This is a genomic window from Bradyrhizobium sp. GW821-FHT12B03 (assembly GCF_058807535.1).
Map to the genome: position 1 here is coordinate 22,707 of NZ_JBXAQU010000002.1, position 26,196 is coordinate 48,902.

A 26,196-nucleotide genomic window follows, 5' to 3' on the forward strand; every position below is an offset into this window, starting at 1 on the left:
TCATCGAAGTTTCGGGTTGAGCGCGTCGCGCAGCCAGTCGCCCAGCAGGTTGATGGACAGGATCAGCGCGGCGAGTGCGATCCCGGGGAATGCGACGATCCACCACTCGCCTGCGAACAGATATCCGTTGCCGATCCGGATCAACGTGCCGAGCGACGGCATGGTCTCGGGCATGCCCGAGCCGAGGAAGGACAGCGTCGCCTCGGTGATGATGGCGAGTGCGAGATTGATAGTGGCGATCACGAGGATCGGCCCCGTGGTGTTGGGCAGCACGTGGCGCAGCATGATCACGGGGGCAGGCAGGCCAATCAATTGCGCGGCTGCGACATAATCCTTGTTCTTCTCGATCATGACCGAGCCGCGCACCGTGCGCGCGTATTGCACCCAGAAGCTCAGGCCGATCGCGAAGACCAGGACCGCCAGCATGCTCATCTCGTCGAGCTTGTTACCAAAGACCGATTTGGCGATGCCGTTGATCAAGAGCGCGATCAGGATGGCCGGAAAGGAAAGCTGTACGTCGGCAATGCGCATAATCAGCCCGTCGACGGCGCCGCCGAAATAGCCGGCCGTCAGCCCGAGCAAGATGCCGAGTGCGCCGGAGAGGACGACGCCGAGGACGCCGACGAGCAGCGAGATGCGCAGGCCGTAGAGGATCGCGGACAGCACGTCGCGGCCCTGCTCGTCGGTGCCGAGCAGGAACGGGCTTTGACCATCGGCAGTCCAGAGCGGCGAGATGCGCGAATTCATCAGCTGGAGCTGCGCCGGGTCGAACGGATTTTGCACCGATAAAACCGGGGCAAAGATCGCGATCAGGAAGAACAGCAGCGTCACCGCAGCCGCGATCATGGTGATCTTGGAGCGGCGGAACGAATAGAACAGGTCGCTGTCCAATGCGCGCCTGAACCAGCCAGGTGCAGCGGCGGCGCGCTTCTCGGTCGTGTGCGGAACGACGGCCTCGCTCATCTTAGTGCGCCCGGCTGACCGTCGAGCGCAGCCGCGGATCGACGATGGTGTAGAGGATATCAACCATGAGATTGATGGTGACGAAGATCAGCGACACCATCATCAGGTAGGCCGCCATGATCGGGATATCGACGTTCTGAACGGCCTGCACGAACAGGAGTCCCATGCCCGGCCACTGGAACACGGTCTCGGTGATGATTGCGAAAGCAATTACCGAGCCAAATTGTAGCCCCGCCACCGTGATCACGGGAACCATCGTATTGCGCAGCGCGTGGCCGAAATGGATCGCCCGCGTGGTGAGCCCGCGGGCGCGGGCGAAGCGGATATAGTCGGTGCGCATGACTTCCAGCATCTCCGCACGGACGAGCCGCATGATCAGCGTCATCTGGAACAAGCCGAGTGTGATCGAAGGCATGATCAACGCTTTCAAGCCGGACAATGTCAGAAGGCCGGTCGTCCACCAGCCGATATGCACGACGTCACCCCGCCCGAACGAGGGCAGCCAGCCGAGCGTCACCGAAAACAGGTAGATCATGAGAATGCCGATCAGGAAGGTCGGCAGCGAGATGCCAATCAGCGAGACGGCCTGGAATATATGCGAGAGCCAGCTGTCACGGCGCAGCGCCGAATAGACTCCCATCAGGATGCCGGTGACCATCGCGAAGATGGTGGCGCAGATCGCGAGCTCCAGCGTCGCGGGCATCCGCTCCATCAGCAGATTGGTGACCGGCAGGCGGAACTGGTAGGACACGCCGAACTTGAACTGCGCGGCGTTGCCGATATAGCGGCCGAACTGCACGATCACGGGATCGTCGAGGCCGAGCGACTTGCGGATCGCGGCGCGTTCGGCGCTCGACGTATCCATCCCGACCATCTGATTTACGGGATCGCCGGCGAAGCGGAACATCGAGAACGAGATGATCCCGACCGCAATCATGACGCCGATGGCCTGGATGGCCCGGCGCAGTGTGAAAGCGAGCATCTGTTCCTTTCACATCTCTTCAGTGGCACGCATCATCGCGTTAGCCCGAAACAGCAAGTCCCGGAAGCCAGATCTTGAAGCGATGGCTTCCGGGACTTCACAACTTGTCGACACCTACTCGTCCTGCTTGGTCGCCCAGTACAACATAACCATGTTATCCGCACGCTGGGTCAGCTTCACCTTCTTCGACACGCCCCAGGCGAGCGCCTGCTGGTGCAGCGGGACATAGGCCCAGTCCTTGATCGAGACCTCGAAAGCCTGCTTGATCAGCTGATCGCGCTTGGTCGTATCGGATTCCATCAAAACCTTGTCGGCGATCTCGTCGAACTGCCTGTTGCAATAGCCTGCGAGATTGGCCTCACCGCGGTTGGGATCCTTGGGATCGTCCCGGCAGCCCATGATGTCGTGCAGCACGTTCTGGGAATCGAGCGTATCCGGGGTCCAGCCCAGCATGTACAGCGAGGTTTTGTAACCGCCGGGCTTCAGCACCTTGGCGAAATACTGGGCCTTTGGTTGCGCCAACAGGTCCACCTTGATGTTGATGCGGGCGAGCATGCCGACGATCGCCTGGCAGATGGCTGCGTCGTTGACGTAGCGATCGTTCGGGCAGTCCATCGTCACCTCGAAACCGTCGGCATAGCCGGCGTCTGCCAGAAGCTTCTTGGCGGCGTCGGGATCGAACTTCGGCCGGGTGAAATCCTTCGAGGCAAAGATCTCTGGTGCGACCATCAATGCGGACGGCGTGGACAGTCCGCGCATGACGCGATTCTTGATCAGCTCGACGTCGATCGCCCGATAGACGGCTTCGCGGACGCGAACGTCCTTGAACGGATTCTTGCCCTTGATGTTGGAATAGAGGAGCTCGTCGCGCGCCTGATCCATGCCGACGAAGATGGTGCGGAGTTCAGGTCCCGTCAGCACCGTGGCGTTGGGGCTCGCCTTGACGCGCTCGATGTCCTGGACCGGCACCGGCTCGATCACGTCGACCTCGCCCGACAACAGCGCCGCGACGCGCGTGGCCGGGTTTGCGATCGGCGTGAAGACGATCTCCTTCAGATTATGTTCCGGCTTGCGCCACCAGTTCGGATTGGCCTTGAAGACGGTCTTCACGCCCGGCTGATGGCTCTCGATGGTGAAGGGGCCGGTGCCGTTTTCATGGAGCGAGGCATAGCTCGGGGTCGTCGCCGCTGCGGGCGTCGGTGCCACCGCATCGTTCGCCTCTGCCCATTTTTTGTCCATGATGTACCAGGTCGCCCACAGCGCCGTCAGGATGGGATTGGGCGAGCTCAGGATGAAATCGACGGTGTAATCGTCGATCTTGACGGCCTTGGCATCGGCAGGAACGCGGCTCTGGAAATTCGAGCCTTTCGCTCGCACGCGCTCGGCTGAGAACACCACGTCGTCAGCCGTGAAGGGGTCGCCATTGTGGAACTTCACGCCCTTGCGCAGGTGAAAGCGCCAGCGTGTCGGCTCCGGCGTCTCCCAGCTTTCGGCGAGCGCCGGGATGATCTTCAGGTCCTTATCGCGTGCAACCAGGCCCTCATAGACATGGCCGAGATGGGCACTGGTGGTCGACTCGTTCAGCGTGTAGGGGTCGAGCGATTTGAGCTCACCCTGGTTGGCGTAGCGCAGCGTCTGGCTCGACGCCGGCGAGACCGCCAACGCAAGCATACCGGCGAGCGTCGCCGCAAACAGACTTCGTCCGACTGACATTCTTGACCCTCTCCACTCTGCTGCGCCGGTGATTTTTGATTGTTCGGCGGGGCTGATCGATCCATGTTGCCCAGAGTTCTCGACCCGTGCAAGCGCCATTCCAGCAAGGAACGCGCCAAGTTGCACCGCTGTGCAGCAATGCTGACCGGCAATCTAGGGGATGCCGGCGCGCGAGCGACATTCGACTTTCGACCTGTGAAGTCTCGGGACCAAGGGAAACTGGCCCTGCCGGCCGTCGCGGTCTCAGCGATCCGCGCGACGGTCGCGGCCAAGCGATTTGATTGACCATACCCGCCGATCGCGGAAGCCGGCGCCCCGCAGCCCGCCTCAGGTCGCTTGCGTTGCACACCGTGTCGCGGCGATACTCCGACATGCCGCTCGAATCTCATCCGGAGGGGACATGAAAGTTAACATCGAAATCGATTGCACTCCCCTTGAAGCCCGTCAGTTCTTCGGATTGCCGGACGTCTCGCCGATGCAGATTGCCGTCATGGACAAGCTGCAGCAGCAGGTCTTGAGCAACATCGACAAGGTCTCGCCGGAATCGCTGATCCAGAGCTGGTTCACTTTCGATCCCAAGCTCGCCGAGCGGTTTCAGGACATGTTCGTCACCATGGCCGGCCTCGGCGGAACACGCAGCACCGACAAGAAAAAATAATGGCGCCCGAGCGGGACGACGGGCCGCAAGCGTCAGACCGGCTGCGTCCGCCGGGCCTTGGTTTGCTGCTCGCCGAAGCCCGCGGGCTGTTCGAGTTCAACGCCAGCCTGCTGTTGTCGCCGCTCCTGATGCGCGCGCCCAGGGGCGACGGTCATCCCGTGCTGGCGCTGCCCGGCTTTCTCGCCAGCGATCTCTCGATGGCGCCGATGCGGCGCTATCTCAGCGAGCTCGGCTACGAGGCGCATGCCTGGCGGATGGGCCGCAATCTCGGTGGGCTGGGGCGGATGCGGGAAGCTCTGCGTGCCCGTCTCGCCGAGATCCATGCCGCGACGGGGCGCAGGGTCAGCCTGGTCGGATGGAGCCTCGGCGGCGTCTATGCCCGCGATCTCGCGCTCCAGGCGCCCGACTTGGTCCGCTACGTCATTACGCTCGGCAGTCCTTTTGCCAACGATGTGCGGGCGACCAATGCCACGCGGCTCTACGAGGCGCTGTCCGGCGAGCGGGTCGAGGATTTTGCCGAACTGCGTGAGGCGATCGCCGGCGATCTGCCGGTACCGGCGACGTCGATCTATTCCCGCTCCGACGGTGTCGTGAACTGGCGGACCTGTCTGTTGCGCCCCTCGGACCGCGCCGAGAACATCGAGGTGCACCTGGCGAGCCATATCGGGCTCGGCGTGAACCCGGCAGCGCTGTGGGCCGTGGCGGACCGCCTGGCGCAACCGGAGGGGGAATTCTGGCCATTCGACCGGGCAGGGCCGTTTGCCATTGCATATGCCCCGCCGGAGCGGGCAATATCGGCCTGACGAGAAGCGCCGCCCAAGGCGCCCGTCCATCTTGTTGCGGGAGGGAACTATGGCTGACGGGAAGAAGCTGTCGTCGCTGGACGCGTCGTTTCTCTATCTGGAAACGCCGGAAATGCCGATGCACGTGGGCAGTATGGCGATCTTTCGCCTGCCCGACGATTACAAGGGCGACTTCTTCGAAGACTTCAAGGCGATGATCGTCTCGCGTTTGCACATCGCGCCGATCCTGAAGGCGCGGCTGGAGAAGGCGCCGCTCGACATCGATCATCCCTCCTGGGTCGAGGACGATCAGTTCGACATCGACCGTCACATCTTCCGCGCCAGCCTGCCGCAGCCGCGCGACCGCGCCACGCTCGAACGCATCGTCGGCTGGATGCACGCCAAGCTCCTGAACCGCGCCCGCCCGCTCTGGGAGTTCTACGTGTTCGAGGGCATGAAGGACAACGAGGTCGGGCTCTATTCCAAGATGCACCATGCCGCCATCGACGGCGGTGCCGGCGCGGCGCTGACCAACATGATCTACGACATCTCGCCGGTCCCGCGGAAGGTCGATCCGCCGGCGGCGGGAGCCAAGCCCGGACAGGAGCCGCGCGACATCGCCGCCAACCTGCTCGATTCCTATCAGCAGCTCTTCAGCCAGCCGCTCGATGCTTCGGCCGCCGCGAAGAACCTGCAACTGCCGCGCACCGGCAAGAGCGACATCGGCTCGATCCTGTTCGACAATGCGATGTACCAGATCGAGAGCGCGGTGCGCTTTGCCGGCAACATCCCGACTATGGTCAAGAGCGTCTCGGACGTGCTCGGCAAGATTTCCGATCCGAAGTCGCGCGAGAGCCTGGCCAGCATGGTGTCGCCGCCGACCATGCTCAACAAGACCATCTCCTCGGAGCGCAGCTTCGCCGGCGTGTCGATCCCGCTGTCGCGGGCGAAGGCGCTGGCCAAGCAGGCAGGCGGCAAGCTCAACGACGTCGTGCTCGCGCTCGCCTCCGGCGTGGTTCGCCGCTACCTCCAGCAATACGGCACGCTGCCTGCGAAATCCTTGACCGCCGCCGTGCCGATCTCGCTGCGCGAGGAGGGCAACACCGAGGCCAACAACCAGGTGTTCGGCATGATCTGCGCGATCGCCACGAACGTCGACGATCCCAAGGCGCGGCTGGAGGCGATCATCGCGCAATCGACCAAGTCCAAGGAGATGTCGCATCCGCTGCGCGCGCTGATGCCCCAGGTCTCCAACATCTCGATGCTGGGCGCGCCGATCATGGTGCAGATTCTGGCACTGCTCTACAGCCGCTCGAACCTGTCGGACGTGCTGCCGCCGGCGGCCAACATCACGGTGTCCAACGTGCCCGGGCCGCGGCAGACGCTCTACGCCGCGGGTGCCGAGCTGCTGCATATCTTCCCGGTGTCGATCTCGACGCACGGGCAGGCGCTCAACATCACCGTGCAGAGCTATCGCGACCAGCTCGATTTCGGCTTCATCGTCGGCGCCAACATCATTCCGCATGTGCAGGTGATGTGCGACATGCTGCCCGAGGAGTTTGCCGCGCTGGAGGCGGCCTATGCGCCGCCAGTTGCCGACATCAAGGGCGCTGCCGAGTAGGAGTGTCTCGATGATTGAAATGCCGCCGCTCAAGTTCGTGCAGACGAACGGAATCCGCATGGGCTATTACGAGGCGGGTCCGGTCTCCGACACCCCGCCGGTGGTGCTGTGCCATGGCTGGCCGGAACTCGCCTTCTCGTGGCGCCATCAGATCAAGGCGCTGAGCGAGGCCGGAATTCGGGTGATCGCGCCGGACCAGCGTGGTTATGGCGCGACCGACCGGCCCGAGCCGGTCGAGGACTACGACATCGAGCACCTGACCGGCGATCTCGTCGGTCTGCTCGATCATCTCGGGATCGACAAGGCGATCTTCGTCGGCCACGACTGGGGCGGCTTCATCGTCTGGCAGATGCCGCTGCGGCATCTTAGCCGTGTCGCCGGCGTGGTCGGCATCAATACTCCCCATACCAACCGTGCCTGGGCCGATCCGATCGAGCTCCTGCGCGCGCGGTTCGGCGACAAGATGTACATCGTGCAGTTCCAGGACCCGTCGCGTGAGGCCGACAGGATCTTTGGCAGCCGCGTCGAGCAGACCTTCGATGCGTTCATGCGCAAGCCGGCGCCGCGCCCGCCCGACGCGCCGGCAGAGGAGGTGGTTGCCGGCGTCGGCGCTTCGCCGCGGCTCAACCTGGCGTTTCCGCAGATGATTGCCGCCTATGACGCGAAGCACGATCCGCGTGCGCCGATCCTGTCGCCGGAAGAGAAGCAGGTGTTCGTCGACAATTTCATCAGGACCGGCTTTACCGGCGGCATCAACTGGTACCGCAACATGTCGCGCAACTGGGTGCGCGCCGAAGGGCTCGATCATACGGTACGCGTGCCGTCGCTGATGATCATGGCCGAGAACGATGCAGTGTTGCCGCCGTCTTCCGCCGACGGCATGGACAAGCTGATTCCCGATCTGGAAAAATATCTGGTCCGCGACAGCGGCCATTGGACGCAACAGGAGAAGCCGGACGAGGTCAGCGCCAAGCTGATCGAATGGCGTAGAAAGCGATTTGGGTAACGACCCAGTCGTCGATGTAGATGAGACGCCATTCCGGGGCGCCCGAAGGGCGAGCCCGGAATCTCGAGACTCCGGGTTCGATGCGGCGCATTGCCCCGGAATGACGCGATCAGGGGGAAGCGCACGTCAATGTCATCCAAGAACCGTCTGGATCCGATTCCGCAGCCGCCGACCAAGCCGGTGGTCGGCAACATGCTGTCGCTGGACTCGGCCGCCCCGGTGCAGCATCTGACGCGGCTCGCCAAGGAGCTCGGGCCGATCTTCTGGCTCGACATGATGGGCGCGCCGATCGTGGTCGTCTCCGGCCACGATCTCGTCGACGAGCTCTCCGACGAGAAGCGCTTCGACAAGACGGTGCGCGGCGCGCTGCGGCGCGTGCGTGCGGTCGGCGGCGACGGCCTGTTCACGGCCGACACCAGGGAGCCGAACTGGAGCAAGGCGCACAACATCCTGCTGCAGCCGTTCGGCAACCGCGCGATGCAGTCCTATCACCCGAGCATGGTCGACATCGCCGAGCAGCTGGTCCAAAAATGGGAGCGGCTCAACGCCGACGACGAGATCGACGTCGTCCACGACATGACCGCGCTGACGCTGGATACGATCGGCCTGTGCGGCTTCGAGTACCGGTTCAATTCGTTCTACCGGCGCGACTACCACCCCTTCGTCGAGTCGCTGGTGCGCTCGCTCGAAACCATCATGATGACGCGCGGTCTGCCGTTCGAACAGATCTGGATGCAGAAGCGGCGCAAGACGCTCGCCGAAGACGTCGCCTTCATGAACAAGATGGTTGACGAGATCATTGCAGAGCGCCGCAAGAGTGCAGAGGGGATTGACGACAAGAAGGACATGCTCGCGGCGATGATGACCGGTGTCGATCGCTCGACCGGCGAGCAGCTCGACGACGTCAACATCCGCTACCAGATCAACACGTTCTTGATCGCGGGCCACGAGACCACCAGCGGCCTGTTGTCCTACACGCTCTATGCGCTCCTGAAGCATCCCGACATTCTCAAGAAGGCCTATGACGAGGTCGATCGCGTCTTCGGTCCGGATGTCAACGCGAGGCCGACCTATCAGCAGGTGACGCAGCTCAGCTACATCACGCAGATCCTGAAAGAGGCGCTGCGGCTGTGGCCACCGGCGCCGGCCTACGGCATCTCGCCGCTCAACGACGAGACCATCGGCGGCGGCAAGTACAAGCTCAGGAAGGGCACGTTCATCACCATTCTGGTGACGGCGCTGCATCGCGATCCCTCGGTCTGGGGACCGAATCCCGATGCGTTCGATCCCGAGAACTTCAGCCGCGAGGCGGAAGCGAAACGGCCGATCAATGCCTGGAAGCCGTTCGGCAACGGTCAGCGTGCCTGCATCGGCCGCGGCTTTGCCATGCACGAGGCCGCGCTCGCGCTCGGCATGATCCTCCAGCGCTTCAAGCTGATCGACCATCAGCGCTACCAGATGCACCTGAAGGAAACGCTGACGATGAAGCCCGAAGGCTTCAAGATCAAGGTTCGACCGCGCGCCGATCGCGAGCGCGGCGCCTATGGCGGACCTGTTGCGGCTGCGTCCTCGGCGCCGAAGGCGCCGCGCCAGCCGACGGCCCGGCCCGGCCACAACACGCCGATGCTGGTGCTGTACGGCTCCAATCTCGGCACCGCCGAGGAACTGGCGACGCGCATGGCGGACCTCGCCGAGATCAACGGCTTTGCCGTGCATCTCGGGCCGCTCGACGAGTACGTCGGCAAGCTGCCGCAGGAGGGCGGCGTGCTGATCATCTGCGCCTCCTACAACGGCGCGCCGCCGGACAATGCGACGCAGTTCGTCAAATGGCTCGGCGGCGACCTGCCGAAGGATGCCTTCGCCAACGTGCGCTACGCCGTGTTCGGCTGCGGCAACAGCGACTGGGCCGCGACCTATCAATCGGTGCCGCGCTTCATCGACGAGCAATTGTCCAAGCACGGTGCGCGCGCGGTTTATCCGCGCGGCGAAGGCGATGCACGCAGCGATCTCGACGGCCAGTTCCAGAAATGGTTCCCGGCGGCCGCCCAGGTTGCCACCAAGGAATTCGGCATCGACTGGAATTTCACCCGCACCGCGGAGGACGATCCGCTCTACGCGATCGAGCCTGTCGCGGTGACGGCCGTCAACACCATCGTCGCCCAGGGCGGCGCGGTGGCGATGAAGGTGCTGGTCAATGACGAGCTTCAGAACAAGAGCGGGTCCAATCCGTCGGAGCGCTCGACGCGCCATATCGAGGTGCAGCTGCCGTCCAACGTCACCTACCGTGTCGGCGATCATTTGAGCGTCGTCCCGCGCAACGATCCGACGCTGGTGGATTCGGTCGCCCGCCGCTTCGGCTTCCTGCCGGCCGACCAGATCAGGCTTCAGGTCACCGAGGGCCGCCGCGCGCAATTGCCGGTCGGCGAGGCCGTGTCGGTCGGCCGCCTGCTCAGCGAGTTCGTCGAGCTGCAGCAGGTCGCGACCCGCAAGCAGATCCAGATCATGGCCGAGCACACGCGCTGCCCGGTCACCAAGCCGAAGCTGCTGGCCTTCGTCGGCGAGGAGCCTGAAACGGCCGAGCGCTACCGCACCGAGATTCTGGCGAGGCGGAAATCGGTGTTCGACCTGCTGCTGGAATATCCGGCCTGCGAATTGCCGTTCCACGTCTATCTGGAAATGCTGTCGCTGCTGGCGCCGCGCTATTACTCGATCTCCTCCTCGCCGTCGGTCGATCCGGCGCGTTGCAGCGTCACGGTCGGCGTGGTCGAGGGGCCGGCTGCCTCCGGGCGCGGCGTCTACAAAGGCATCTGCTCGAACTATCTCGCCAACCGGCGTGCGAGCGATGTGGTCTACGCCACCGTGCGCGAGACCAAGGCCGGCTTCCGGCTGCCGGATGATTCATCCGTGCCCATCATCATGATCGGCCCGGGCACGGGCCTCGCGCCGTTCCGCGGCTTCCTCCAGGAGCGCGCCGCGCGCAAGGCGAAGGGCGCGGCCCTCGGGCCCGCCATGCTGTTCTTCGGTTGCCGTCATCCCGACCAGGATTTTCTCTATGCGGATGAGCTGAAGGCACTGGCGGCAAGCGGTATCACCGAGCTATTCACGGCGTTCTCGCGCGCGGACGGGCCGAAGACCTATGTGCAGCACGTGCTTGCCGCGCAGAAGGACAAGGTCTGGCCGCTGATCGAGCAGGGCGCGATCATCTATGTCTGCGGCGACGGCGGCAAGATGGAGCCCGACGTGAAGGCGGCGTTGGTTGCGATCCACCGCGAGAAGAGCGGCAGCGATGCTGCGACAGCTGCGCGCTGGATCGAGGAGATGGGCGCGAAGAACCGCTATGTGCTCGACGTCTGGGCGGGAGGGTGATTGTTCGCCCGATCGTGCTAAAGCTCTCCCATGATTCCCTGGGAAAAACTCGACACCGCCAAGATCCCCGGCTCCGACGAAGAGCTCCGCCTGATGCGGCGCGGCAAGGAGTTCTCGATCAAGCTCGGCACCAACGAGCTGATGAACAACCGCCTGTCGGGCTCGGAAGCCGCGCTCGCAACGCTGGCGGCGAAACAGATCGAGAAGGTCGCGAAACCCGTCGTCCTGATCGGCGGCCTCGGCATGGGCTTTACGCTGCGTGCGGCGCTGACCGTGCTCGGAGACAGAGCGAAGATCGTGGTCTCCGAGCTGGTGCCGGCGGTGGTCGCCTGGGCGCGAGGCCCGATGGCGGAGGTCTTCGGTGACAGCCTCGATGACGTCAGGGTGAGCATCCGGGAGACCGACGTCGGCGAAATCATCCGGGCGCAGCGGTCGGTCTTTGACGCCATTCTCCTCGACGTCGACAACGGGCCGGAAGGGCTGACCCGGAAGGGCAACGACGCACTCTACAATGCGGGCGGGTTGAAGGCGGCCAAGACGGCGTTGCGGCCGGGCGGCGTCCTCGCCGTCTGGTCGTCGGGGCCCAATCCGGCATTCACCAAACGTCTTGGCAGCGCCGGTTTCGACGTCAATGAAGTCAATGTCCGCGCCACCGGCAGGGGTGGTGGTGCGCGGCACGTGATCTGGATGGCTAGGAAAAGTTAGGTCGCACTCTCTCGGCCCCACACTCGGCGTTCTAGCTGAGTTTGCCGTCTCGCCGCATCCGATTGACGGCTTTGGTTGGCTCGTCATCGTAAGGCGAACGTTTGAGAATATCGGTAATCTCCTGTTCTAGGCGCTTGCCCATGTCCGCATCAAGGCGCCGCATGAGTTCGATCTGTCGTGGAAAGGCTATGCGGCGACAGTCCTGGTCCTCAATGCGATGGATCAACTCGTAGGAGAATGCGAGGCTATGAGTGATATCCTTGAATATCCAATAGAGCAGATCACTATAGTCGGCGCTGGACCGGCGATCGATTTCCGTTCCGCGCTCGACGACCACATAGTGATAGTAGCCGGCCTCGACCTCGACATGGGGATATCCGAGATCGCGCGAACGACCATAGGTCGGTAACTCGTCCCGACTGGCGCCGACCCGGGTTGCCAATGCGGCAACGTCTGCCTCGATATCCTGTAAGGTTTTCATGCGCAGGCGGCTCGTGCTCAGGCCGCCCGCGCCGCCGCCCCATGCGCATGCTTGTCGATCGCGCGAATGATCTCTGGCCAGAACCGCATCGGCAGCGCGTGGCCCATGCCGTCGATCATCAGCAGCTTTGCGCCTGGAATTGACTCTGCGGTGTCCTGGCCGCCTTCGGGACGGACCAGCGGATCGACGGTGCCGTGAATGACCAGCGTCGGAGTCTTTACCGCATGCAGCCGCTCCTTGCGGCTGCCGGACGCAAGCACGGCGCGGAGCTGTCGGCCGACGCCGGCCGGATTGAGCCCGCGTGCAAAGACGCGCTCGGCGCGATCAGGGTCGAGCGCTTCTTCCTCTGGAAACGACCCGGCGCGCAGCACCTTCCAGGTCTGCCCGTAGCGGACAATGAATTCCTCCTTGCTGCGCGGTGGCGGCGCCATCAGCATGGCTGCGGCCTCGCGTGACGGCGGCGGTACGCGCGGATTGCCCGTGGTCGACATGATCGAGGTCAGCGAGCGCACGCGCTCGGGAAACGACAGCGTCACCTCCTGCGCGATCATGCCGCCCATGGACGCCCCGACCAGATGCGCCGACTTGATGCCGAGCGCGTCCATCAGGCCGACCGTGTCCCTGGCCATGTCGATCAGCTTGTAGGTCGCGGCCACCGGAATCCTGAGGAAGCGCAGCTTCAACAGCTCCAGCGGCGTCAGCCGTTTGCCGCCCGAGAGATGGCTCGATTTGCCGATGTCGCGATTGTCGAAGCGGATCACGCGAAAGCCGTGCACGGCGAGCTGCTCGCAGAACGCATCGTCCCAATGGATCATCTGCGCGCCGAGCCCCATGATCAGCAGCAGCGGCTCGGCATTGTCGTTGCCAAAGATCTCGTAGCAGATGTCGATGCCGTTGGCGCGGACGGTCTGGGGCGGCTGATGAGCGGTCACGGGCACGTTCCCTTGGCTTCTGATCGATCGTGTATCGCACGGTTTCACGCCGCAAAGAAGCGTGTGCGCCGCACCGAATGACCTGCCGGTTGACCGCCACCGCGCAACGGTGTGGTATGGCGAAAAGAAGGGCATCGCAGCTCTCGATACCAGGAGGACGCCGATGACCGACAAGACCAATGACCCCGTCGCCATGTGGCAGAAGATGATGGGTGAGATGGAGAAGGGGTTCAACTCCTTCGCCAACCAGGCCATGTCCTCGCCCCAATTTTCACAGGCGATGAACCGCGCGGGCGGAGTTGCTGCAGGTGCTCAGAAGCAGCTCGGCGAGCTCATGGAGAAATATCTCGTCTCGATGAACCTGCCGAGCCGGGAGCAGGTGACGGGCCTTGCGGAGCGGCTCCAGTCGATCGAAGCCCAGATCGGCGAGATGAAATCGATGTTGAGCCAGATCGCCGCGAGTTCCGGGATATCGCAAGGCTTCGACGGGGCGCCGAAACCGCCGCGGACGAAGCGTCCGCCGTCCGAGGGCGGAGGGCAGGCATGAACGCACCCACCGGCCTAGATTTCGCATCCATCCCGGAACGCATCCAGTCCGAGGTGCAGCGGGCAATCCAGCGAAGCATCAAGGGCGTCGAATATTTCTCGACCTCCGGCCCGACGCTCGGCGCGACGCCGAAGGACGTGCTGCATTCGCGCGGTACGATGAGTCTCTACCACTATCGGCCGATGTCGGACGAGATCTACCGTGTGCCGGTGTTGATCGTGATGGCGACCACCAATCGCGGTTACATCCTCGACCTCGTGCCCGGCCAGAGCTTCATCGAGTTCCTGCTGAGGCGCGGCTACGACGTCTACATGCTCGACTGGAGTGCGCCCCGGCCGGAGGAGAAGAGCCTGCGGATGGAGGATTATGTCCTCGACTTCATCCCGGACTGCGTCCGCCGCGTGCAGCAGGATTCCGGCGAGCAGGACGTTTCCGTCGTCGGCTATTGCTTCGGCGGCGTGCTGTCGCTGCTTTACGGCGCGATCCACAAGGACGGGCCGATGAAGAATCTGATCTGCTTCACAACGCCGATCGACTTCCGCGAGATGAAGCTGTTCTCGAACTTCTCGGACCGCCGGTATTTCGACGTCGATCGCCTCGTCGACAGCGTCGGCAACGTCCCGCCGGAGATGATCTTGTCCTCGTTCGAGATGCTGCGTCCGGCCTCGCGTACGGTGAGCCAGATCCAGCTCTGGGAGAACATCTGGAACGACGAGTTCGTCAAGTCCTACCGGATGTTCGACCGCTGGGCGACCGACACGCTGCCGCTGGCGGGCGAATATTTCCGCACCATCACTAAGGACCTGATGTGGGACAACAAGCTGTTCAACGACACCATGTCGGTCGGCGGCCGCGCGGCGAAGCTCGAAGACATCAAGGTGCCGATTCTGCACGCGGTCGCCGAGCACGACCACATCGTGCCGTATGATGCCGCAAAGCACCTGATCGCCAAGATCGGATCGACTGACAAGGAAGAGGTGATGCTCAAGGGCGGTCACGTCTCGCTGGTCGCCGGCGCCAATGCGGTGAAGCGGCTGTGGCCGAAACTGGACTCCTGGCTGGGGAAGAGATCGACATGAGTGAGCAGCGTTCCTATCCGCGTCAGGTCAAGACCGAGGCCGGCGACATCGAGATTCGCCTGATGGCGCCCGCGGACGAAGCCGCGGTGCTGGCGTTCGGCAAGGGCTTGCCGACCCACGATCTGCTCTTCCTGCCACGCAACATCAGCGAGCCGAAGGTGCTCTCGGCCTGGGTCAAGGAGATCGAGCGCGGCGCGATCACGAGCCTGCTCGCGGTGAGGGGCGGCAAGGTCCTCGGCTGCGGCACGCTGGTGCGCGATCCGCATTCCTGGTCGCCCCATGTCGGCGAGATTCGGATGGTGGTCTCGCTCGATATGCGCGGGAAGGGGGTGGGCCGGGCGCTGTCGCAGGAGACCTTTGCGCTCGCGCTCGGCGCAGGCCTGGAAAAGCTCTCGGTCCAGATGACGGTGGACCAGCAGGCGGCGATCGCTCTGTTTGAAAGCCTCGGCTTCAAGGCCGAGGCGCTGCTGCGCGACCACGTCCGGGACGTCGAGGGCAAGACCCATGACATCGTCGTGCTCGGCCACAACATCGCACAGGTCCAGGCCCAGATGGAGGCTTATGGCGTGCCGGGCGCGGTCCAGCACTAGAGACCGCGGTCCGGCGGTCGATCGTCGGGAACAATTGGCTAGGGAGGCATCATATTGCCTCCCGTTAAGGCTATTCACGATTTCGTGATATCGCAGTGCAATATCGATATTGCATCGCACCATTAACGATGTCATATAAGCCGTGCCCCGGGCCATCGAGGACGGGGTGAGCCCATAGCTCAACCCAATGAGGATGGAGAGAACCCCATGACCACCGAAACCAACACCGCTTTCGAGGGCTTCAAAGACGCTTTCAAGAACATCCAGAATCTGGAAGTTCCCGAGGCCGCCCGCGAATTCGTCAAGAAGACTGCCAACACCGCCAAGGACCGTGCTGCCGAGGTGTTCGCTGGCTCCGAGCGCGTGACCGCCGCCGTCGAGAATGCGGTGACCGAGTCCGTCACTGAAGCCGGCAAGATCAGCCGCAACATCCAGCAGGCGATCTACGAAGACGCCGAGGCGTTCTTCACGGGCATCGACAAGCTGGCGTCCGCCAAGTCGTTCAGCGAAGCCGTCGAGATCCAGTCGAGCCTGCTCCGCTCCCGCGGCGAAGCATTGGTCTCGCGCGCCAAGGCGACCACCGACTATTTCGGCAAGCTCGCCGCGAACGGTGCGAAGTCCGCTCAGGACAACTTTGCAAAGGTCTACAACAAGACCGCCTGATCTGGCGCCTGTGTTGAAAAACTGAATTTTGAGGCCCGCTTCGGCGGGCCTTTTGTTTTGGCTTTTGCGCCGCCGCAGCCGCCATCGTCTCCGCCGTCATTGCGAGGAGCCCTTGCGACGAAGCAATCCAGCGTCGTTCCGGGGAAGATTCTGGATTGCTTCGCTTCGCTCGCAATGACGGAGTACTGTGATGCAGTCATGGACTCACCCGCCACCTTCTCCTTCGACACCCCTGGCGACGCCGAACGCGCGGCGGAGCTGCGCCGCGTCAAGGCGCTGGCGACGCTGGTGCTGGCCTCGACGCTGGCGCTGTTCGTCGCCGCGAAATGGCTGTTGCCGGTGCACCCGGTGTTCGGCTTCATCGCGGCCTTTGCAGAGGCCGCGACCATCGGCGGGCTCGCCGACTGGTATGCCGTGGTCGCGCTGTTCAAGCGGCCGCTCGGCCTGCCGATCCCGCATACCGCGATCATCCAGAGCAACCAGGCCCGCATCGCCGACAAGCTCGGCGAATTCATCCAGGTGCATTTCCTCGAGGCAGGTCCCGTCGAGGCCAAGCTGAACGAGATCGATTTCGGCTCCTTCGTCGCCGACTGGCTGCGCGACCGCAAGCGCAGCGACGACCTTGCGCGCTTCGCGCTGCGTCTGCTGCCGGAGGCCGTCTCGGCGACGGAAAGCTCGGGCCTGATGACCTTCATCATCCGCCGCATGTCCTCGCAGATTCAGGCGATCGACCTTGCGCCGCTCGCGGCCGGCACGCTGCGCGGCTTCGTGGCCGAGGGGCGGCACCAGATCCTGTTCGACGATCTCCTGCGCGTGATGCACGAAACGCTGAACCAGACGGAAACGATGGCGATGATCCGCGAGAAGGTGCGCGCGGAATTGCCGACCCTGCTTCGGCTCTACCGCGCCGACAAATTTCTGGTGAACAAGATCGTTGCCTCCGCCACCGCTTTCTTCAATGAGGTGCGCAGCGATCCCAAGCATCCGTTCCGCGGCGAGTTCGACCGCATGGTGCTGAGCTTCGTCGACCGGCTGGGCACCGACCAGGCCTATATCGACCGCATCGACGGCTTGAAGCGCGATCTGCTGGCGCGGCCCGAGCTTGCCGATCTCGCCCGCACCGTCTGGGCCAACACCCGCTCCTTCATCGAGCGCAGCGCTTCCGGTGAGACACAGGTGCTTCAGCATCATCTCGCCGGCATGTTCGTCTCCGCCGGTGAAGCGCTGGCCGGCGATGCCGAACTGCGCGGCGAGATCAACAAAGGCCTAGTGGCGGTGCTGCGCAGCTTCGTCGCCGACCAGAAGAGCGGCGTCTCCACCTTCATCTCCGACCAGGTCAAGGCGTGGGACATGGCGCAGTTGATTTCGCTGATCGAAATCAACATCGGCCGCGACCTGCAATACATCCGTTTCAACGGCTCGCTGATCGGCGGCCTCGCCGGGCTTGCGCTCTACTCCGTAGAATCCCTGCTTCGATTGCTGTGACTTTTGCGTCACGGACGTTAGCATTAACGCGCGGACCTATTGTGGCTTCGCGTCTCTCCCGCTTGAATGTCGGGAACCGGCCGCCTAGCTGATTCATGCTGCGCTGCGGAACGTTCAAGAAGCCGGCGTATTGGAATTCATGCCCATTTGCCGGCATCGCAGCCGGCGCCTCCTCAGGGAAAACATTGATGACCGCTACTGCCCAGACGCTGCGTCCGCCGTCCCGTACCCTGATGTTTCTGGAAGGGCGCGCGATCCACGAGTTCGGCGCATTCCTCGGCGCGCTGCCGCTGCTGAGCCTCGCGCCGCGTGGCGATGGGCATCCGGTGCTGGTGCTGCCCGGCCTGGTGGCCTCAGACGTGTCCACGCGGGCGCTGCGCACCTTTCTGTCCGGCAAGGGCTACGCAGTGAGTGGCTGGCGCCAGGGCCGCAACTACGGCCTGCGTCCGGGCGTGCAGCAGGCGATGGTCGATCTGGTCCAGGAGCTCAGCGACACGCACGGCCGCAAGATCAGCCTGGTCGGCTGGAGCCTCGGCGGCCTCTATGCGCGCCAGCTCGCCAAGATGATGCCCGAGCGCGTGCGTCAGGTGATCACCCTCGGCAGTCCGTTTGCCGGCGATCCGCGCTCCACCAATGCCTGGCAGGTCTATGAATGGGCAAGCGGACAGAAGGCGGATCAGGTCGATCCACGCTTTGGCGGCGAGCTCGCCGTGCCGCCGCCGGTGCCGACCACCGCCATCTTCAGCCGCACCGACGGCGTCTGCGCCTGGCAGGGCTGCATGGAGAAGTCGGGCGCCGAGACCGAAAGCATCGAGATCGAGAGCAGCCATTGCGGCATGGGACATCACCCCGCCGCGGTCTATGCCGTGGCTGACCGGCTCGCGCAGCAGGAGGGCCAGTGGGAGCCCTTCGACCGCAGCGGCTGGCGCAGCCTGGCGTATCCCGACCCGCACCGGTAGCTTCTTCGCCTCTCCCCGCGCATGTCCGCCGAAGCTTTAGCAAAGGCGGATGCGGGGAGAAGGGGAGGGGGTCCGCAACATCGTCGTTCCCGTCCATTGTCGCGCCCGCATTAAACGCGCTATGCCTCGCGCATGGCGCATCCGCTCTCCCGCATCATCGACCAGCTCAAGCGCGAGCCGTCGCGCACCGGATCGATCGTCATCACCGTGTTCGGCGACGCCATCGTGCCGCGCGGCGGTGTGGTGTGGCTCGGCACGCTGCTGGAATTCTTCCAGAGCCTTGATATCGACAGCGGCGTGGTGCGCACCGCGATGTCGCGCCTGGCGGCCGATGGCTGGCTGACGCGCGAAAAGGTCGGCCGCAACAGTTTTTATCGTCTCGCCGACAAGGGCCACCAGACCTTTGAGGCTGCAACGCGGCACATCTACGATCCGCCACCGTCGGACTGGACCGGGCGCTTCGAGCTGCTGCTGATCGGCAATGGCGAGGACCGTGACGCCTCGCGCGAGGCGCTGCGCAATGCCGGCTTCGGCAGTCCGCTCCCGGGCGTCTGGGTTGCGCCGTCGGGCGTGCCGATGCCGGACGAGGCTGCGGGTGCCATCCGTCTCGAAGTCTCCGCCGAGGACGACAGCGGGCGCCGCCTGCTCAGTGCGAGCTGGCCGCTGAAGCGCACCGCGGATGCCTATCTGAAGTTCATGAAGACGTTCGAGCCGCTGCGCGCCGCGATTGGCCGCGGAACGACTCTGTCCGACGCCGACGCCTTCACCGCCCGGATCCTGCTGATCCACCACTATCGCCGCGTCGTGCTGCGCGATCCGCTGCTGCCCGAGAGCCTGCTTCCCGCGGATTGGCCAGGCAGGGCCGCCCGCGAACTCTGTGGCGAGATCTATCGCGCGCTGCTTGCTCCGTCGGAGCAATGGCTTGATGGCCATGGAACCAATGAAAAGGGGCCATTGCCGCCGGCGCGAAAACTCCTGGAACGGAGGTTCGGCGCCTGATCTTTATGTTACAGAAATATCTTGCATGACGTAATTTTTGTTATATGTTGTCTCCCAATAAAACGGGAGGACGCGCATGTACACCCAGGCGCTGAACACGGCCGACGCCGAAGATCGCGGTCTGGAGGACGCAGGCAAGGCTGCGCAGTTCCAGGCCCGCATCGATGCCGAGGAGCGCATCGAGCCGAACGACTGGATGCCGGCGGCCTATCGCAAGACGCTCACCCGCCAGATTTCCCAGCACGCCCATTCCGAAATCGTCGGCATGCTGCCCGAAGGCAATTGGATCACGCGCGCGCCGACCTTGCGCCGCAAGGCTGCGCTGCTCGCCAAGGTGCAGGACGAGTGTGGCCACGGGCTCTATCTCTACGCCGCCGCCGAAACCCTCGGCGCCTCGCGCGAAGAACTGGTCGACGCGATGCTCGCGGGCAAGGCCAAATATTCCTCGATCTTCAACTATCCGACGCTGACCTGGGCCGACATCGGCACCATCGGCTGGCTGGTCGACGGCGCCGCGATCATGAACCAGATCCCGCTGTGCCGCTGCTCCTACGGCCCCTATGCGCGCGCGATGATCCGCGTTTGCAAGGAAGAGTCGTTTCACCAGCGCCAGGGCTACGAGATCATGCTGACGTTGTGCCGCGGCTCTGACGAGCAGAAGGCGATGGCGCAGGATGCGCTGAACCGCTGGTGGTGGCCGGTGCTGATGATGTTCGGCCCGCCCGATGCCACCAGCCAGCACAGCGACACCTCGACGAAGTGGAAGATCAAGCGCTTCTCCAATGACGAGCTGCGCCAGAAGTTCGTCGATGCCACGGTGCCGCAGGCGCAATATCTCGGTCTCACCATTCCCGATCCCGGCATGATTCAGGATGCCGACGGGCACTGGCGCTACAGCGAGATCGACTGGACCGAATTCAAGCAGGTGCTCGCTGGCAATGGCCCGTGCAACCGGGACCGCATGGCGGCGCGTCGCAAGGCGCACGATGAGGGCGCCTGGGTGCGCGAGGCGGCGGCTGCCTATGTCGCAAAGCGCGCGCAGCGCCGGACCGCACAAGCTGCGGAATAGGGAGATCACGATGGCCACGCCGAACACGCCGCTGTGGGAAGTCTTCATTCGCAGCCGCAATGGGCTCGCGCACAAGCATGTGGGATCATTGCACGCGAGCGACGCCACCATGGCCCTGCAGGCCGCGCGCGACATCTACACCCGGCGCGGCGAAGGTCTTTCGATCTGGGTCGTACCGTCGACCGCGATCACCGCGAGCGACCCCGCCGAGAAAGGCATGATGTTCGAGCCGGCGGAATCGAAGATCTACCGGCATCCGACGTTCTATGACGTGCCGGAAGAAGTGGGGCACATGTGATGCCAACCGCCAACACCGAGGTCTCCGAAACGCCGCTGGTGCTCTACGCCCTGCGCCGTGCCGACGACGCGCTGATCCTCGGTCACCGGCTGTCGGAATGGTGCGGGCATGCGCCGATGCTGGAAGAGGACATGGCGCTCTCCAACATCGCGCTCGACCTCATCGGCCAGGCGCGCGAACTCTACACCTACGCCGCCAAGGCCGAAGGCAAGGACAACGACGAGGACAAGCTCGCATACCTGCGCGACGTCAGGCAGTACCGCAATCTGCTGCTGGTCGAGCAGCCGAACGGCGACTTCGCCCACACCCTGGCGCGGCAGTTCTTCTATTCCGCCTTCGCCGACCTCTACTGGCGCGCAATGATGACTTCGCGCGATACGACGCTTGCCGCCATTGCCGCCAAGTCCGAGAAGGAGAGCGCCTATCATCTGCGCCATGCCTCGGAATGGATCATCAGGCTCGGCGACGGCACGGACGAGAGCCACGCGCGAACGCAAGCTGCGATCGATCACCTCTGGGCCTTCACCGGCGAGATGTTTGCCGTCGATGACGGCGAACGCGCCCTGATCCATGCGGGTGTCGCGATCGATCCCGGTGTTTTGCGCGGGCGTTGGCTGACGACGCTCTCCGATGTCGTCGGCGAAGCCACGCTCACGCTGCCGCGGAACGATTGGATGCAGCAGGGCGGCCGTGTCGGCCGGCATGGCGAGCATCTCGGCCACCTCCTGTCGGAGCTGCAATCGATGCAGCGTACCTTTCCGGGGCAGACATGGTGACGGTGCTCGAGGGCCGTGCTGATCTGCGCCAGCGCGCCTGGGATGCCGCGGCGAGCGTGGTCGATCCTGAAATTCCGGTGCTGACGATCGCCGACCTCGGCGTGCTCCGCGATGTCGTGCTCGACGGCGACCATGTCGAGGTTACGATCACCCCGACCTATTCGGGCTGCCCGGCCATGAACATGATCGCGCTCGAAATCGAGGTCGCGCTGGAGCGCGCCGGTTTCCGTCAATCCAAAGTACGCACGGTGCTATCGCCGGCCTGGACCACGGACTGGATGAGCGAGGAGGGCCGCCGCAAGCTGCGCGCCTACGGCATCGCACCGCCGCAAGCCTCGAGCTCACGGCGTGCGCTGTTCGGCGAGCAGGCCATCGCGTGCCCGCAATGCGGCTCCGACAAGACTGAACTCCTGTCCGAATTCGGCTCGACCTCCTGCAAGGCGCTCTGGCGCTGCAAGGCCTGCCGCGAACCGTTTGACTATTTCAAGTGTCATTGACCATGTCCGCAGCCGCACCGCGCTTCCATCGCCTGGCCGTCAACGATCTCCGCCAGGAAGCCTCTGATGCCGTCTCGATGACCTTCGCCATCCCCGGCGAGCTCGCCAGCGATTACGCTTTCACCCCCGGGCAGTACCTCACGCTCCGCACCGTGCTGGACGGCGAAGAGGTGCGACGCTCCTATTCGATCTGCTCGGGCCCCGACGACGGCGAGATCCGCATCGCGGTGAAGAAGGTCGATGGCGGTGCGTTCTCGAGCTGGGCCGCCGATGAACTCAAATGCGGCGACGAGCTCGACGTGATGACGCCGACGGGTCGCTTCGGCGTGGTCGCACCGGCCGATACGGGACGGATTCATGTCGGCTTTGCCGCCGGCTCCGGCATCACGCCGATCCTGTCGATCGTCAAGGGCGTGCTCGCGCGCGAACCGGATAGCCGCTTCTTCCTGTTCTACGGCAATCGCTCAACCGACAACATCATGTTCCTCGAGGCGCTTGAGGAGCTCAAGGACCGGTTCATCGACCGCCTCTCGATCTTTCACGTCATCTCCGGCGAGGAGCAGGACATTCCGATCCTGCACGGCCGGCTCGACGGCGACAAGGTGAGGGTGCTGCTGCGCTCGCTGGTGCCGGCGGTAAGCATCGATCATCTCTTCATCTGCGGTCCGTCTGGCATGAGCGAGGACATCGAGGCGACCTGCCGCGATCTCGGGATCGCCGAGGAGCGCATCCACGTCGAGCGTTTCGTCTCGGAATTCGGCGGCAAGCCGCGGCCGAAGAAGGCCGTGGCGCCCGATGCGCCACCCAAGGCGATCGCTTCGCTGATCATCGACGGCAAGCGCCGCGACGTGCCGGTCGCCGACGATGAGGCGATCCTCGATGCCGCGCTGCGCGCCGGCGTCGATCTGCCTTTCGCCTGCAAGGGCGGCATGTGCTCGACTTGTCGCGCCAAGCTGGTCGAGGGCGAAGCGCCGATGGATATCAATTATTCGCTGGAGCCATGGGAGTTGAAGGCCGGTTTTGTTCTCACCTGCCAGGCCAAGCCGTCTTCCGAGCGGGTTGTCGTTGACTACGACCACGTTTGACAGCCTTGGCCAACCAGCAGAACATCATGTGCAGAGATTTGGCCGGGAGAAGCGCGTGAGCCTCAAAGCCGCCCTGTCGCCTGAGGATATTGCCCGTGCCTGCGCCGATGCGATGTGGGCGGAGGACGACGCCTCCAAAGGTCTCGGCATGGAGATCGTCGAAATCGGCCCGGGCTTGGCGACGCTGGCGATGACGGTGCGGCCGGACATGGTCAATGGCCAGCGCATCGCCCATGGCGGCTTCATTTTCACGCTTGCCGATTCGGCCTTTGCGTTTGCCTGCAACTCGCACAATGAGCGCGTGGTGGCGGCGCAGGGCCAGATCACTTTCATCAAGCCCGGCAAGCTCGGCGATCGTCTCGTCGCGAAGGCAAGAGAGATCACCCGCGGCGGCCGCTCCGGCATCTACGACGTGCGCGTCACCGCCGGCGACACGCTCATTGCGGAATTCCGCGGGCATTCGCGCGTCATTCCCGGCACGTGGCTGCCGGCACAAGACCAATAAAGACAAGAACGGACCAATGTGGGGAAACGAGGATGGCTCTGACCGGGCTCAAGGAAGGTGGCACCGCCTATAGCGCCGAGATGGACGCGCATGAGCGCGCTTCACGCGACGAGATCATGGCATTGCAGAAGCAGCGGCTGGGCTGGTCGCTGAAGCATGCCTACGACAACGTCGCGCATTATCGTAAGGCGTTCGACACGGCCGGTGTGCATCCGTCCGACTTTCGCGAGCTCTCCGATCTCGCGAAATTTCCGTTCACGGTAAAGACCGATTTGCGCGACAACTATCCCTTCAACATGTTCGCCGTGCCGCGCGAAAAGCTGGTGCGCGTGCATGCCTCCTCCGGCACGACAGGCAAGCCGATCGTCGTCGGCTACACCCAACGTGACATCGACACCTGGTCGGAGGTGATGGCGCGCTCGATCCGTGCCGCCGGCGGTCGCAGCGGCATGATCATCCACAATGCCTATGGCTATGGTCTCTTCACCGGCGGCCTCGGCGTCCACTACGGTGCCGAAAAGCTCGGCTGCACGGTGGTGCCGATTTCGGGCGGCATGACCGAGCGGCAGGTCCAGCTCATCAACGACTTCAGGCCCGACATCATCACGGTGACGCCGAGCTACATGCTGGCGATCCTCGACGAGTTCAAGCGCCAGAAGCTCGATCCGCGCCAGTGCTCGCTCAAGGTCGGCATCTTCGGGGCCGAGCCGTGGACCAACGCGATGCGCGGCGAGATCGAGGACGCCTTCGACATGGATGCGACCGACATCTACGGCCTGTCCGAGGTGATCGGCCCTGGCGTCGCACAAGAGTGCATCGAGACCAAGGACGGCCTGCATATCTGGGAGGATCATTTCTACCCCGAAGTGATCGATCCCGAGACCGGTGCGGTGCTGCCGGACGGCGAGAAGGGCGAACTCGTCTTCACCTCGCTCACCAAGGAAGCTTTTCCGGTGATCCGCTATCGCACCCGTGATCTGACGCGGCTGCTGCCGGGCACGGCGCGGCCGGGCATGCGGCGGATGGAGAAGGTGACGGGCCGTTCGGACGACATGATCATCCTGCGTGGCGTCAATCTGTTTCCGACCCAGATCGAGGAGGTGCTGCTGGCGACCGACTGGTGCGGCGGGCATTTTATCCTCGAATTGACCCGCGAAGGCCGCATGGACGAGCTGACCATCATCGCCGAGGCGCGGCCCGAGAGCTGGGACGGCCAGGGGCTTCTCGATCATGCCGACCGGATCTCGACCCACATCAAGAACACGATCGGTATCAGTTCCAATGTGCGGGTGGTCGCGCCCGCCACGCTGGAGCGCTCGCTCGGCAAGGCCAAGCGGCTCTACGACAAGCGGCCCAAGGATTGACTTGACGGATTGACTTGACCACCCGTAAGGGCGACAAGGCCCGCTAGAAATCGCGGGTCTTTCCATGTCATCAGCTGATCCCAAAGCCGTCGAAGCGCGCTGTGTGCGCCTCAATGCCAAGGCCGAAAATGCGGCCACGCTTGCGCCGGTTGTCGAGCGTCAGACGCTCACGCGCGGTCCAAACGATCTCCTGATCGAGGTGAAGGCCGCCGCCGTCAATCCGTCCGACGTCAAGGCCGCGACCGGGCTGATGCCCTATGCCGTCTTCCCGCGCACGCCAGGCCGCGATTACGCCGGCGTGGTGATCGATGGGCCGGCCGGCACGGTCGGCCGCGAGGTGTTCGGTTCCTCCGGCGATCTCGGCATTCGCCGCGACGGCACTCACGCCAGCCATCTCGTCGTCGAGGCCGACGCGGTGGTGGAGAAGCCCAAGACGGTGTCCTGGGAGGAGGCCGCCGGCATCGGCGTGCCGTTCGTGACCGCGATGGAAGGCTTTCGCCGCGCCGGCGTGCCGAAGGCCGGTGAGACCGTTCTGGTGTTCGGCGTCAACGGCAAGGTCGGCCAGGCCGCGGTGCAGATCGCGACGTGGCAGGGCGCGCGCGTCATCGGCGTGGTGCGCAAGGCGGAACCTTACGAGGGCCACAGCAATGCGCCCATCGAGGTGATCAATGCCTCCGCGACCGATGTCGCCACGCGGGTGCGCGAAGCGACCGGCGGCAAGGGTGCCGACATCGTCTTCAACACGGTCGGAGATCCCTATTTCCAGGCCGCGCACAAGTCGCTCGCCTTGCGCGGCCGTCAGATCCTGATCGCCGCGATCGACCGCATCGTGCAGTTCAACATCCTCGAATTCTATCGCGGCCAGCACACTTACGTGGGTATCGACACGCTCGGCCTGTCCTCGATCGCGACGGGCGCCGTGCTGCGCGACCTCGGTCCCGGCTTTGCGAGCGGGCACCTGAAGCCGTTCCCGATCAGGGCGAATGCGCTCTATCCGCTGGAGCGCGCCAAGGAGGCGTATGTGGCGGTCGCCGGCTCCTCGCGCGACCGGGTGATCCTGAAGCCGTGACC

General features: G+C 64.1%; 27 protein-coding genes. 21 read left to right on the forward strand and 6 right to left on the reverse strand.

Features of this window, described 5'->3' with window-relative positions; genetic code table 11:
• The 3 genes from AC1RUR_RS04220 to AC1RUR_RS04230 form a co-directional block, all read right to left on the reverse strand.
• Window positions 1–963, reverse strand: a complete 963-nt coding sequence (locus AC1RUR_RS04220; protein ID WP_492841655.1) for an ABC transporter permease — start codon at window positions 961–963, stop codon at window positions 1–3.
• Window position 964: 1 nt separating this feature from the next.
• Window positions 965–1,945, reverse strand: coding sequence for an ABC transporter permease (locus tag AC1RUR_RS04225; RefSeq protein ID WP_492841657.1), 981 nt, complete (start codon window positions 1,943–1,945; stop codon window positions 965–967).
• A gap of 114 nt (window positions 1,946–2,059) precedes the next feature.
• On the reverse strand, window positions 2,060–3,658 hold the full coding sequence (locus AC1RUR_RS04230; protein WP_492841659.1) for an ABC transporter substrate-binding protein: 1,599 nt from the start codon (window positions 3,656–3,658) through the stop codon (window positions 2,060–2,062).
• A gap of 400 nt (window positions 3,659–4,058) precedes the next feature.
• On the opposite strand from AC1RUR_RS04230, the gene AC1RUR_RS04235 reads away from it, so the two are divergent.
• The 6 genes from AC1RUR_RS04235 (at window position 4,059) to AC1RUR_RS04260 (ending at window position 11,796) form a co-directional block, all read left to right on the forward strand.
• Window positions 4,059–4,316, forward strand: coding sequence for a DUF6489 family protein (locus tag AC1RUR_RS04235; protein ID WP_280705298.1), 258 nt, complete (start codon window positions 4,059–4,061; stop codon window positions 4,314–4,316).
• Entirely contained in the window at window positions 4,316–5,119 is an 804-nt protein-coding gene (locus AC1RUR_RS04240) for an esterase/lipase family protein (RefSeq protein ID WP_492841662.1), read from the forward strand. Before AC1RUR_RS04235 ends, AC1RUR_RS04240 begins: the two co-directional genes overlap by 1 nt.
• Before the next feature lie 49 nt (window positions 5,120–5,168).
• Window positions 5,169–6,719 carry a WS/DGAT/MGAT family O-acyltransferase gene (locus AC1RUR_RS04245; protein ID WP_492841664.1) on the forward strand — a complete coding sequence of 517 codons (1,551 nt, stop codon included), beginning with the start codon at window positions 5,169–5,171 and terminating at the stop codon, window positions 6,717–6,719.
• A 10-nt stretch (window positions 6,720–6,729) separates the two neighbouring features.
• Window positions 6,730–7,725: an alpha/beta fold hydrolase gene (locus AC1RUR_RS04250; RefSeq protein ID WP_492841666.1), complete on the forward strand. Its 996-nt coding sequence runs from the start codon at window positions 6,730–6,732 to the stop codon at window positions 7,723–7,725.
• A gap of 129 nt (window positions 7,726–7,854) precedes the next feature.
• On the forward strand, window positions 7,855–11,091 hold the full coding sequence (locus tag AC1RUR_RS04255) for a bifunctional cytochrome P450/NADPH--P450 reductase (protein ID WP_492841668.1): 3,237 nt from the start codon (window positions 7,855–7,857) through the stop codon (window positions 11,089–11,091).
• A gap of 30 nt (window positions 11,092–11,121) precedes the next feature.
• The gene (locus AC1RUR_RS04260; RefSeq protein WP_492841670.1) at window positions 11,122–11,796 is read left to right on the forward strand and encodes a polyamine aminopropyltransferase; all 675 of its coding nucleotides are present in this window, start codon (window positions 11,122–11,124) and stop codon (window positions 11,794–11,796) included.
• Window positions 11,797–11,827: 31 nt separating this feature from the next.
• On the opposite strand, the gene AC1RUR_RS04265 is transcribed toward AC1RUR_RS04260, so the two are convergent.
• Together AC1RUR_RS04265 and AC1RUR_RS04270 are read right to left on the reverse strand one after the other, a co-directional pair.
• Window positions 11,828–12,277 carry an Imm63 family immunity protein gene (locus tag AC1RUR_RS04265; protein ID WP_492841672.1) on the reverse strand — a complete coding sequence of 150 codons (450 nt, stop codon included), beginning with the start codon at window positions 12,275–12,277 and terminating at the stop codon, window positions 11,828–11,830.
• A 17-nt stretch (window positions 12,278–12,294) separates the two neighbouring features.
• Window positions 12,295–13,209 (reverse strand): alpha/beta fold hydrolase, encoded by a 915-nt coding sequence (locus AC1RUR_RS04270; RefSeq protein ID WP_492841674.1) that lies wholly within the window; start codon window positions 13,207–13,209, stop codon window positions 12,295–12,297.
• A 163-nt stretch (window positions 13,210–13,372) separates the two neighbouring features.
• Between AC1RUR_RS04270 and AC1RUR_RS04275 the strand changes: the two genes are divergently transcribed.
• The 4 genes from AC1RUR_RS04275 to AC1RUR_RS04290 all read left to right on the forward strand — a co-directional run bounded on the left by AC1RUR_RS04275 (window position 13,373) and on the right by AC1RUR_RS04290 (window position 16,088).
• Window positions 13,373–13,756, forward strand: a complete 384-nt coding sequence (locus tag AC1RUR_RS04275; RefSeq protein WP_492841675.1) for a hypothetical protein — start codon at window positions 13,373–13,375, stop codon at window positions 13,754–13,756.
• Entirely contained in the window at window positions 13,753–14,835 is a 1,083-nt protein-coding gene (locus AC1RUR_RS04280; RefSeq protein ID WP_492841676.1) for a PHA/PHB synthase family protein, read from the forward strand. Before AC1RUR_RS04275 ends, AC1RUR_RS04280 begins: the two co-directional genes overlap by 4 nt.
• A complete protein-coding gene (locus AC1RUR_RS04285) occupies window positions 14,832–15,425 on the forward strand; it encodes a GNAT family N-acetyltransferase (protein WP_492841678.1) in 594 nt (197 codons plus the stop codon). Before AC1RUR_RS04280 ends, AC1RUR_RS04285 begins: the two co-directional genes overlap by 4 nt.
• Before the next feature lie 207 nt (window positions 15,426–15,632).
• Window positions 15,633–16,088, forward strand: coding sequence for a phasin (locus tag AC1RUR_RS04290; RefSeq protein WP_492841679.1), 456 nt, complete (start codon window positions 15,633–15,635; stop codon window positions 16,086–16,088).
• Here the strand turns inward: AC1RUR_RS04290 and AC1RUR_RS04295 are convergent.
• On the reverse strand, window positions 16,070–16,288 hold the full coding sequence (locus AC1RUR_RS04295; protein ID WP_492841681.1) for a hypothetical protein: 219 nt from the start codon (window positions 16,286–16,288) through the stop codon (window positions 16,070–16,072). The genes AC1RUR_RS04290 and AC1RUR_RS04295 overlap by 19 nt on opposite strands.
• Here AC1RUR_RS04295 and AC1RUR_RS04300 point away from each other — a divergent pair.
• From AC1RUR_RS04300 to AC1RUR_RS04350, 11 genes are all read left to right on the forward strand, one after another.
• Window positions 16,287–17,573 (forward strand): DUF445 domain-containing protein, encoded by a 1,287-nt coding sequence (locus AC1RUR_RS04300; RefSeq protein ID WP_492841682.1) that lies wholly within the window; start codon window positions 16,287–16,289, stop codon window positions 17,571–17,573. The genes AC1RUR_RS04295 and AC1RUR_RS04300 overlap by 2 nt on opposite strands.
• A 188-nt stretch (window positions 17,574–17,761) precedes the next feature.
• Window positions 17,762–18,532 (forward strand): esterase/lipase family protein, encoded by a 771-nt coding sequence (locus tag AC1RUR_RS04305; protein ID WP_492841684.1) that lies wholly within the window; start codon window positions 17,762–17,764, stop codon window positions 18,530–18,532.
• Window positions 18,533–18,664: 132 nt separating this feature from the next.
• Window positions 18,665–19,531: a phenylacetic acid degradation operon negative regulatory protein PaaX gene (paaX, locus tag AC1RUR_RS04310; RefSeq protein WP_492841686.1), complete on the forward strand. Its 867-nt coding sequence runs from the start codon at window positions 18,665–18,667 to the stop codon at window positions 19,529–19,531.
• Between the two features lie 76 nt (window positions 19,532–19,607).
• On the forward strand, window positions 19,608–20,600 hold the full coding sequence (gene paaA / locus AC1RUR_RS04315; RefSeq protein ID WP_492841688.1) for a 1,2-phenylacetyl-CoA epoxidase subunit PaaA: 993 nt from the start codon (window positions 19,608–19,610) through the stop codon (window positions 20,598–20,600).
• A 10-nt stretch (window positions 20,601–20,610) separates the two neighbouring features.
• A complete protein-coding gene (paaB, locus tag AC1RUR_RS04320; RefSeq protein WP_140980859.1) occupies window positions 20,611–20,898 on the forward strand; it encodes a 1,2-phenylacetyl-CoA epoxidase subunit PaaB in 288 nt (95 codons plus the stop codon).
• Window positions 20,898–21,674, forward strand: a complete 777-nt coding sequence (gene paaC, locus AC1RUR_RS04325; RefSeq protein ID WP_492841690.1) for a 1,2-phenylacetyl-CoA epoxidase subunit PaaC — start codon at window positions 20,898–20,900, stop codon at window positions 21,672–21,674. Before paaB ends, paaC begins: the two co-directional genes overlap by 1 nt.
• Window positions 21,668–22,171, forward strand: coding sequence for a 1,2-phenylacetyl-CoA epoxidase subunit PaaD (paaD, locus tag AC1RUR_RS04330; protein WP_492841692.1), 504 nt, complete (start codon window positions 21,668–21,670; stop codon window positions 22,169–22,171). Before paaC ends, paaD begins: the two co-directional genes overlap by 7 nt.
• A gap of 2 nt (window positions 22,172–22,173) precedes the next feature.
• Window positions 22,174–23,256 carry a 1,2-phenylacetyl-CoA epoxidase subunit PaaE gene (paaE, locus tag AC1RUR_RS04335; protein WP_492841694.1) on the forward strand — a complete coding sequence of 361 codons (1,083 nt, stop codon included), beginning with the start codon at window positions 22,174–22,176 and terminating at the stop codon, window positions 23,254–23,256.
• Between the two features lie 55 nt (window positions 23,257–23,311).
• Window positions 23,312–23,761 (forward strand): hydroxyphenylacetyl-CoA thioesterase PaaI, encoded by a 450-nt coding sequence (gene paaI / locus AC1RUR_RS04340; RefSeq protein ID WP_492841696.1) that lies wholly within the window; start codon window positions 23,312–23,314, stop codon window positions 23,759–23,761.
• A 32-nt stretch (window positions 23,762–23,793) separates the two neighbouring features.
• Window positions 23,794–25,125: a phenylacetate--CoA ligase PaaK gene (gene paaK / locus AC1RUR_RS04345; protein ID WP_492841698.1), complete on the forward strand. Its 1,332-nt coding sequence runs from the start codon at window positions 23,794–23,796 to the stop codon at window positions 25,123–25,125.
• A gap of 64 nt (window positions 25,126–25,189) precedes the next feature.
• The gene (locus AC1RUR_RS04350; RefSeq protein WP_492841700.1) at window positions 25,190–26,194 is read left to right on the forward strand and encodes a quinone oxidoreductase family protein; all 1,005 of its coding nucleotides are present in this window, start codon (window positions 25,190–25,192) and stop codon (window positions 26,192–26,194) included.
• The last annotated feature ends 2 nt before the right edge of the window (window positions 26,195–26,196 follow it).

Bases quoted from the DNA above. Each gene is read 5' to 3' on its own strand.
- AC1RUR_RS04220 (WP_492841655.1), bottom strand. From the start codon at position 963: ATGAGCGAGGCCGTCGTTCCGCACACGACCGAGAAGCGCGCCGCCGCT.
- AC1RUR_RS04225 (WP_492841657.1), bottom strand. From the start codon at position 1,945: ATGCTCGCTTTCACACTGCGCCGGGCCATCCAGGCCATCGGCGTCATG.
- AC1RUR_RS04230 (WP_492841659.1), bottom strand. From the start codon at position 3,658: ATGTCAGTCGGACGAAGTCTGTTTGCGGCGACGCTCGCCGGTATGCTT.
- AC1RUR_RS04235 (WP_280705298.1), top strand. From the start codon at position 4,059: ATGAAAGTTAACATCGAAATCGATTGCACTCCCCTTGAAGCCCGTCAG.
- AC1RUR_RS04240 (WP_492841662.1), top strand. From the start codon at position 4,316: ATGGCGCCCGAGCGGGACGACGGGCCGCAAGCGTCAGACCGGCTGCGT.
- AC1RUR_RS04245 (WP_492841664.1), top strand. From the start codon at position 5,169: ATGGCTGACGGGAAGAAGCTGTCGTCGCTGGACGCGTCGTTTCTCTAT.
- AC1RUR_RS04250 (WP_492841666.1), top strand. From the start codon at position 6,730: ATGATTGAAATGCCGCCGCTCAAGTTCGTGCAGACGAACGGAATCCGC.
- AC1RUR_RS04255 (WP_492841668.1), top strand. From the start codon at position 7,855: ATGTCATCCAAGAACCGTCTGGATCCGATTCCGCAGCCGCCGACCAAG.
- AC1RUR_RS04260 (WP_492841670.1), top strand. From the start codon at position 11,122: ATGATTCCCTGGGAAAAACTCGACACCGCCAAGATCCCCGGCTCCGAC.
- AC1RUR_RS04265 (WP_492841672.1), bottom strand. From the start codon at position 12,277: ATGAAAACCTTACAGGATATCGAGGCAGACGTTGCCGCATTGGCAACC.
- AC1RUR_RS04275 (WP_492841675.1), top strand. From the start codon at position 13,373: ATGACCGACAAGACCAATGACCCCGTCGCCATGTGGCAGAAGATGATG.
- AC1RUR_RS04280 (WP_492841676.1), top strand. From the start codon at position 13,753: ATGAACGCACCCACCGGCCTAGATTTCGCATCCATCCCGGAACGCATC.
- AC1RUR_RS04285 (WP_492841678.1), top strand. From the start codon at position 14,832: ATGAGTGAGCAGCGTTCCTATCCGCGTCAGGTCAAGACCGAGGCCGGC.
- AC1RUR_RS04290 (WP_492841679.1), top strand. From the start codon at position 15,633: ATGACCACCGAAACCAACACCGCTTTCGAGGGCTTCAAAGACGCTTTC.
- AC1RUR_RS04300 (WP_492841682.1), top strand. From the start codon at position 16,287: ATGGACTCACCCGCCACCTTCTCCTTCGACACCCCTGGCGACGCCGAA.
- AC1RUR_RS04295 (WP_492841681.1), bottom strand. From the start codon at position 16,288: ATGACTGCATCACAGTACTCCGTCATTGCGAGCGAAGCGAAGCAATCC.
- AC1RUR_RS04305 (WP_492841684.1), top strand. From the start codon at position 17,762: ATGACCGCTACTGCCCAGACGCTGCGTCCGCCGTCCCGTACCCTGATG.
- paaX (WP_492841686.1), top strand. From the start codon at position 18,665: ATGGCGCATCCGCTCTCCCGCATCATCGACCAGCTCAAGCGCGAGCCG.
- paaA (WP_492841688.1), top strand. From the start codon at position 19,608: ATGTACACCCAGGCGCTGAACACGGCCGACGCCGAAGATCGCGGTCTG.
- paaB (WP_140980859.1), top strand. From the start codon at position 20,611: ATGGCCACGCCGAACACGCCGCTGTGGGAAGTCTTCATTCGCAGCCGC.
- paaC (WP_492841690.1), top strand. From the start codon at position 20,898: ATGCCAACCGCCAACACCGAGGTCTCCGAAACGCCGCTGGTGCTCTAC.
- paaD (WP_492841692.1), top strand. From the start codon at position 21,668: ATGGTGACGGTGCTCGAGGGCCGTGCTGATCTGCGCCAGCGCGCCTGG.
- paaE (WP_492841694.1), top strand. From the start codon at position 22,174: ATGTCCGCAGCCGCACCGCGCTTCCATCGCCTGGCCGTCAACGATCTC.
- paaK (WP_492841698.1), top strand. From the start codon at position 23,794: ATGGCTCTGACCGGGCTCAAGGAAGGTGGCACCGCCTATAGCGCCGAG.
- AC1RUR_RS04350 (WP_492841700.1), top strand. From the start codon at position 25,190: ATGTCATCAGCTGATCCCAAAGCCGTCGAAGCGCGCTGTGTGCGCCTC.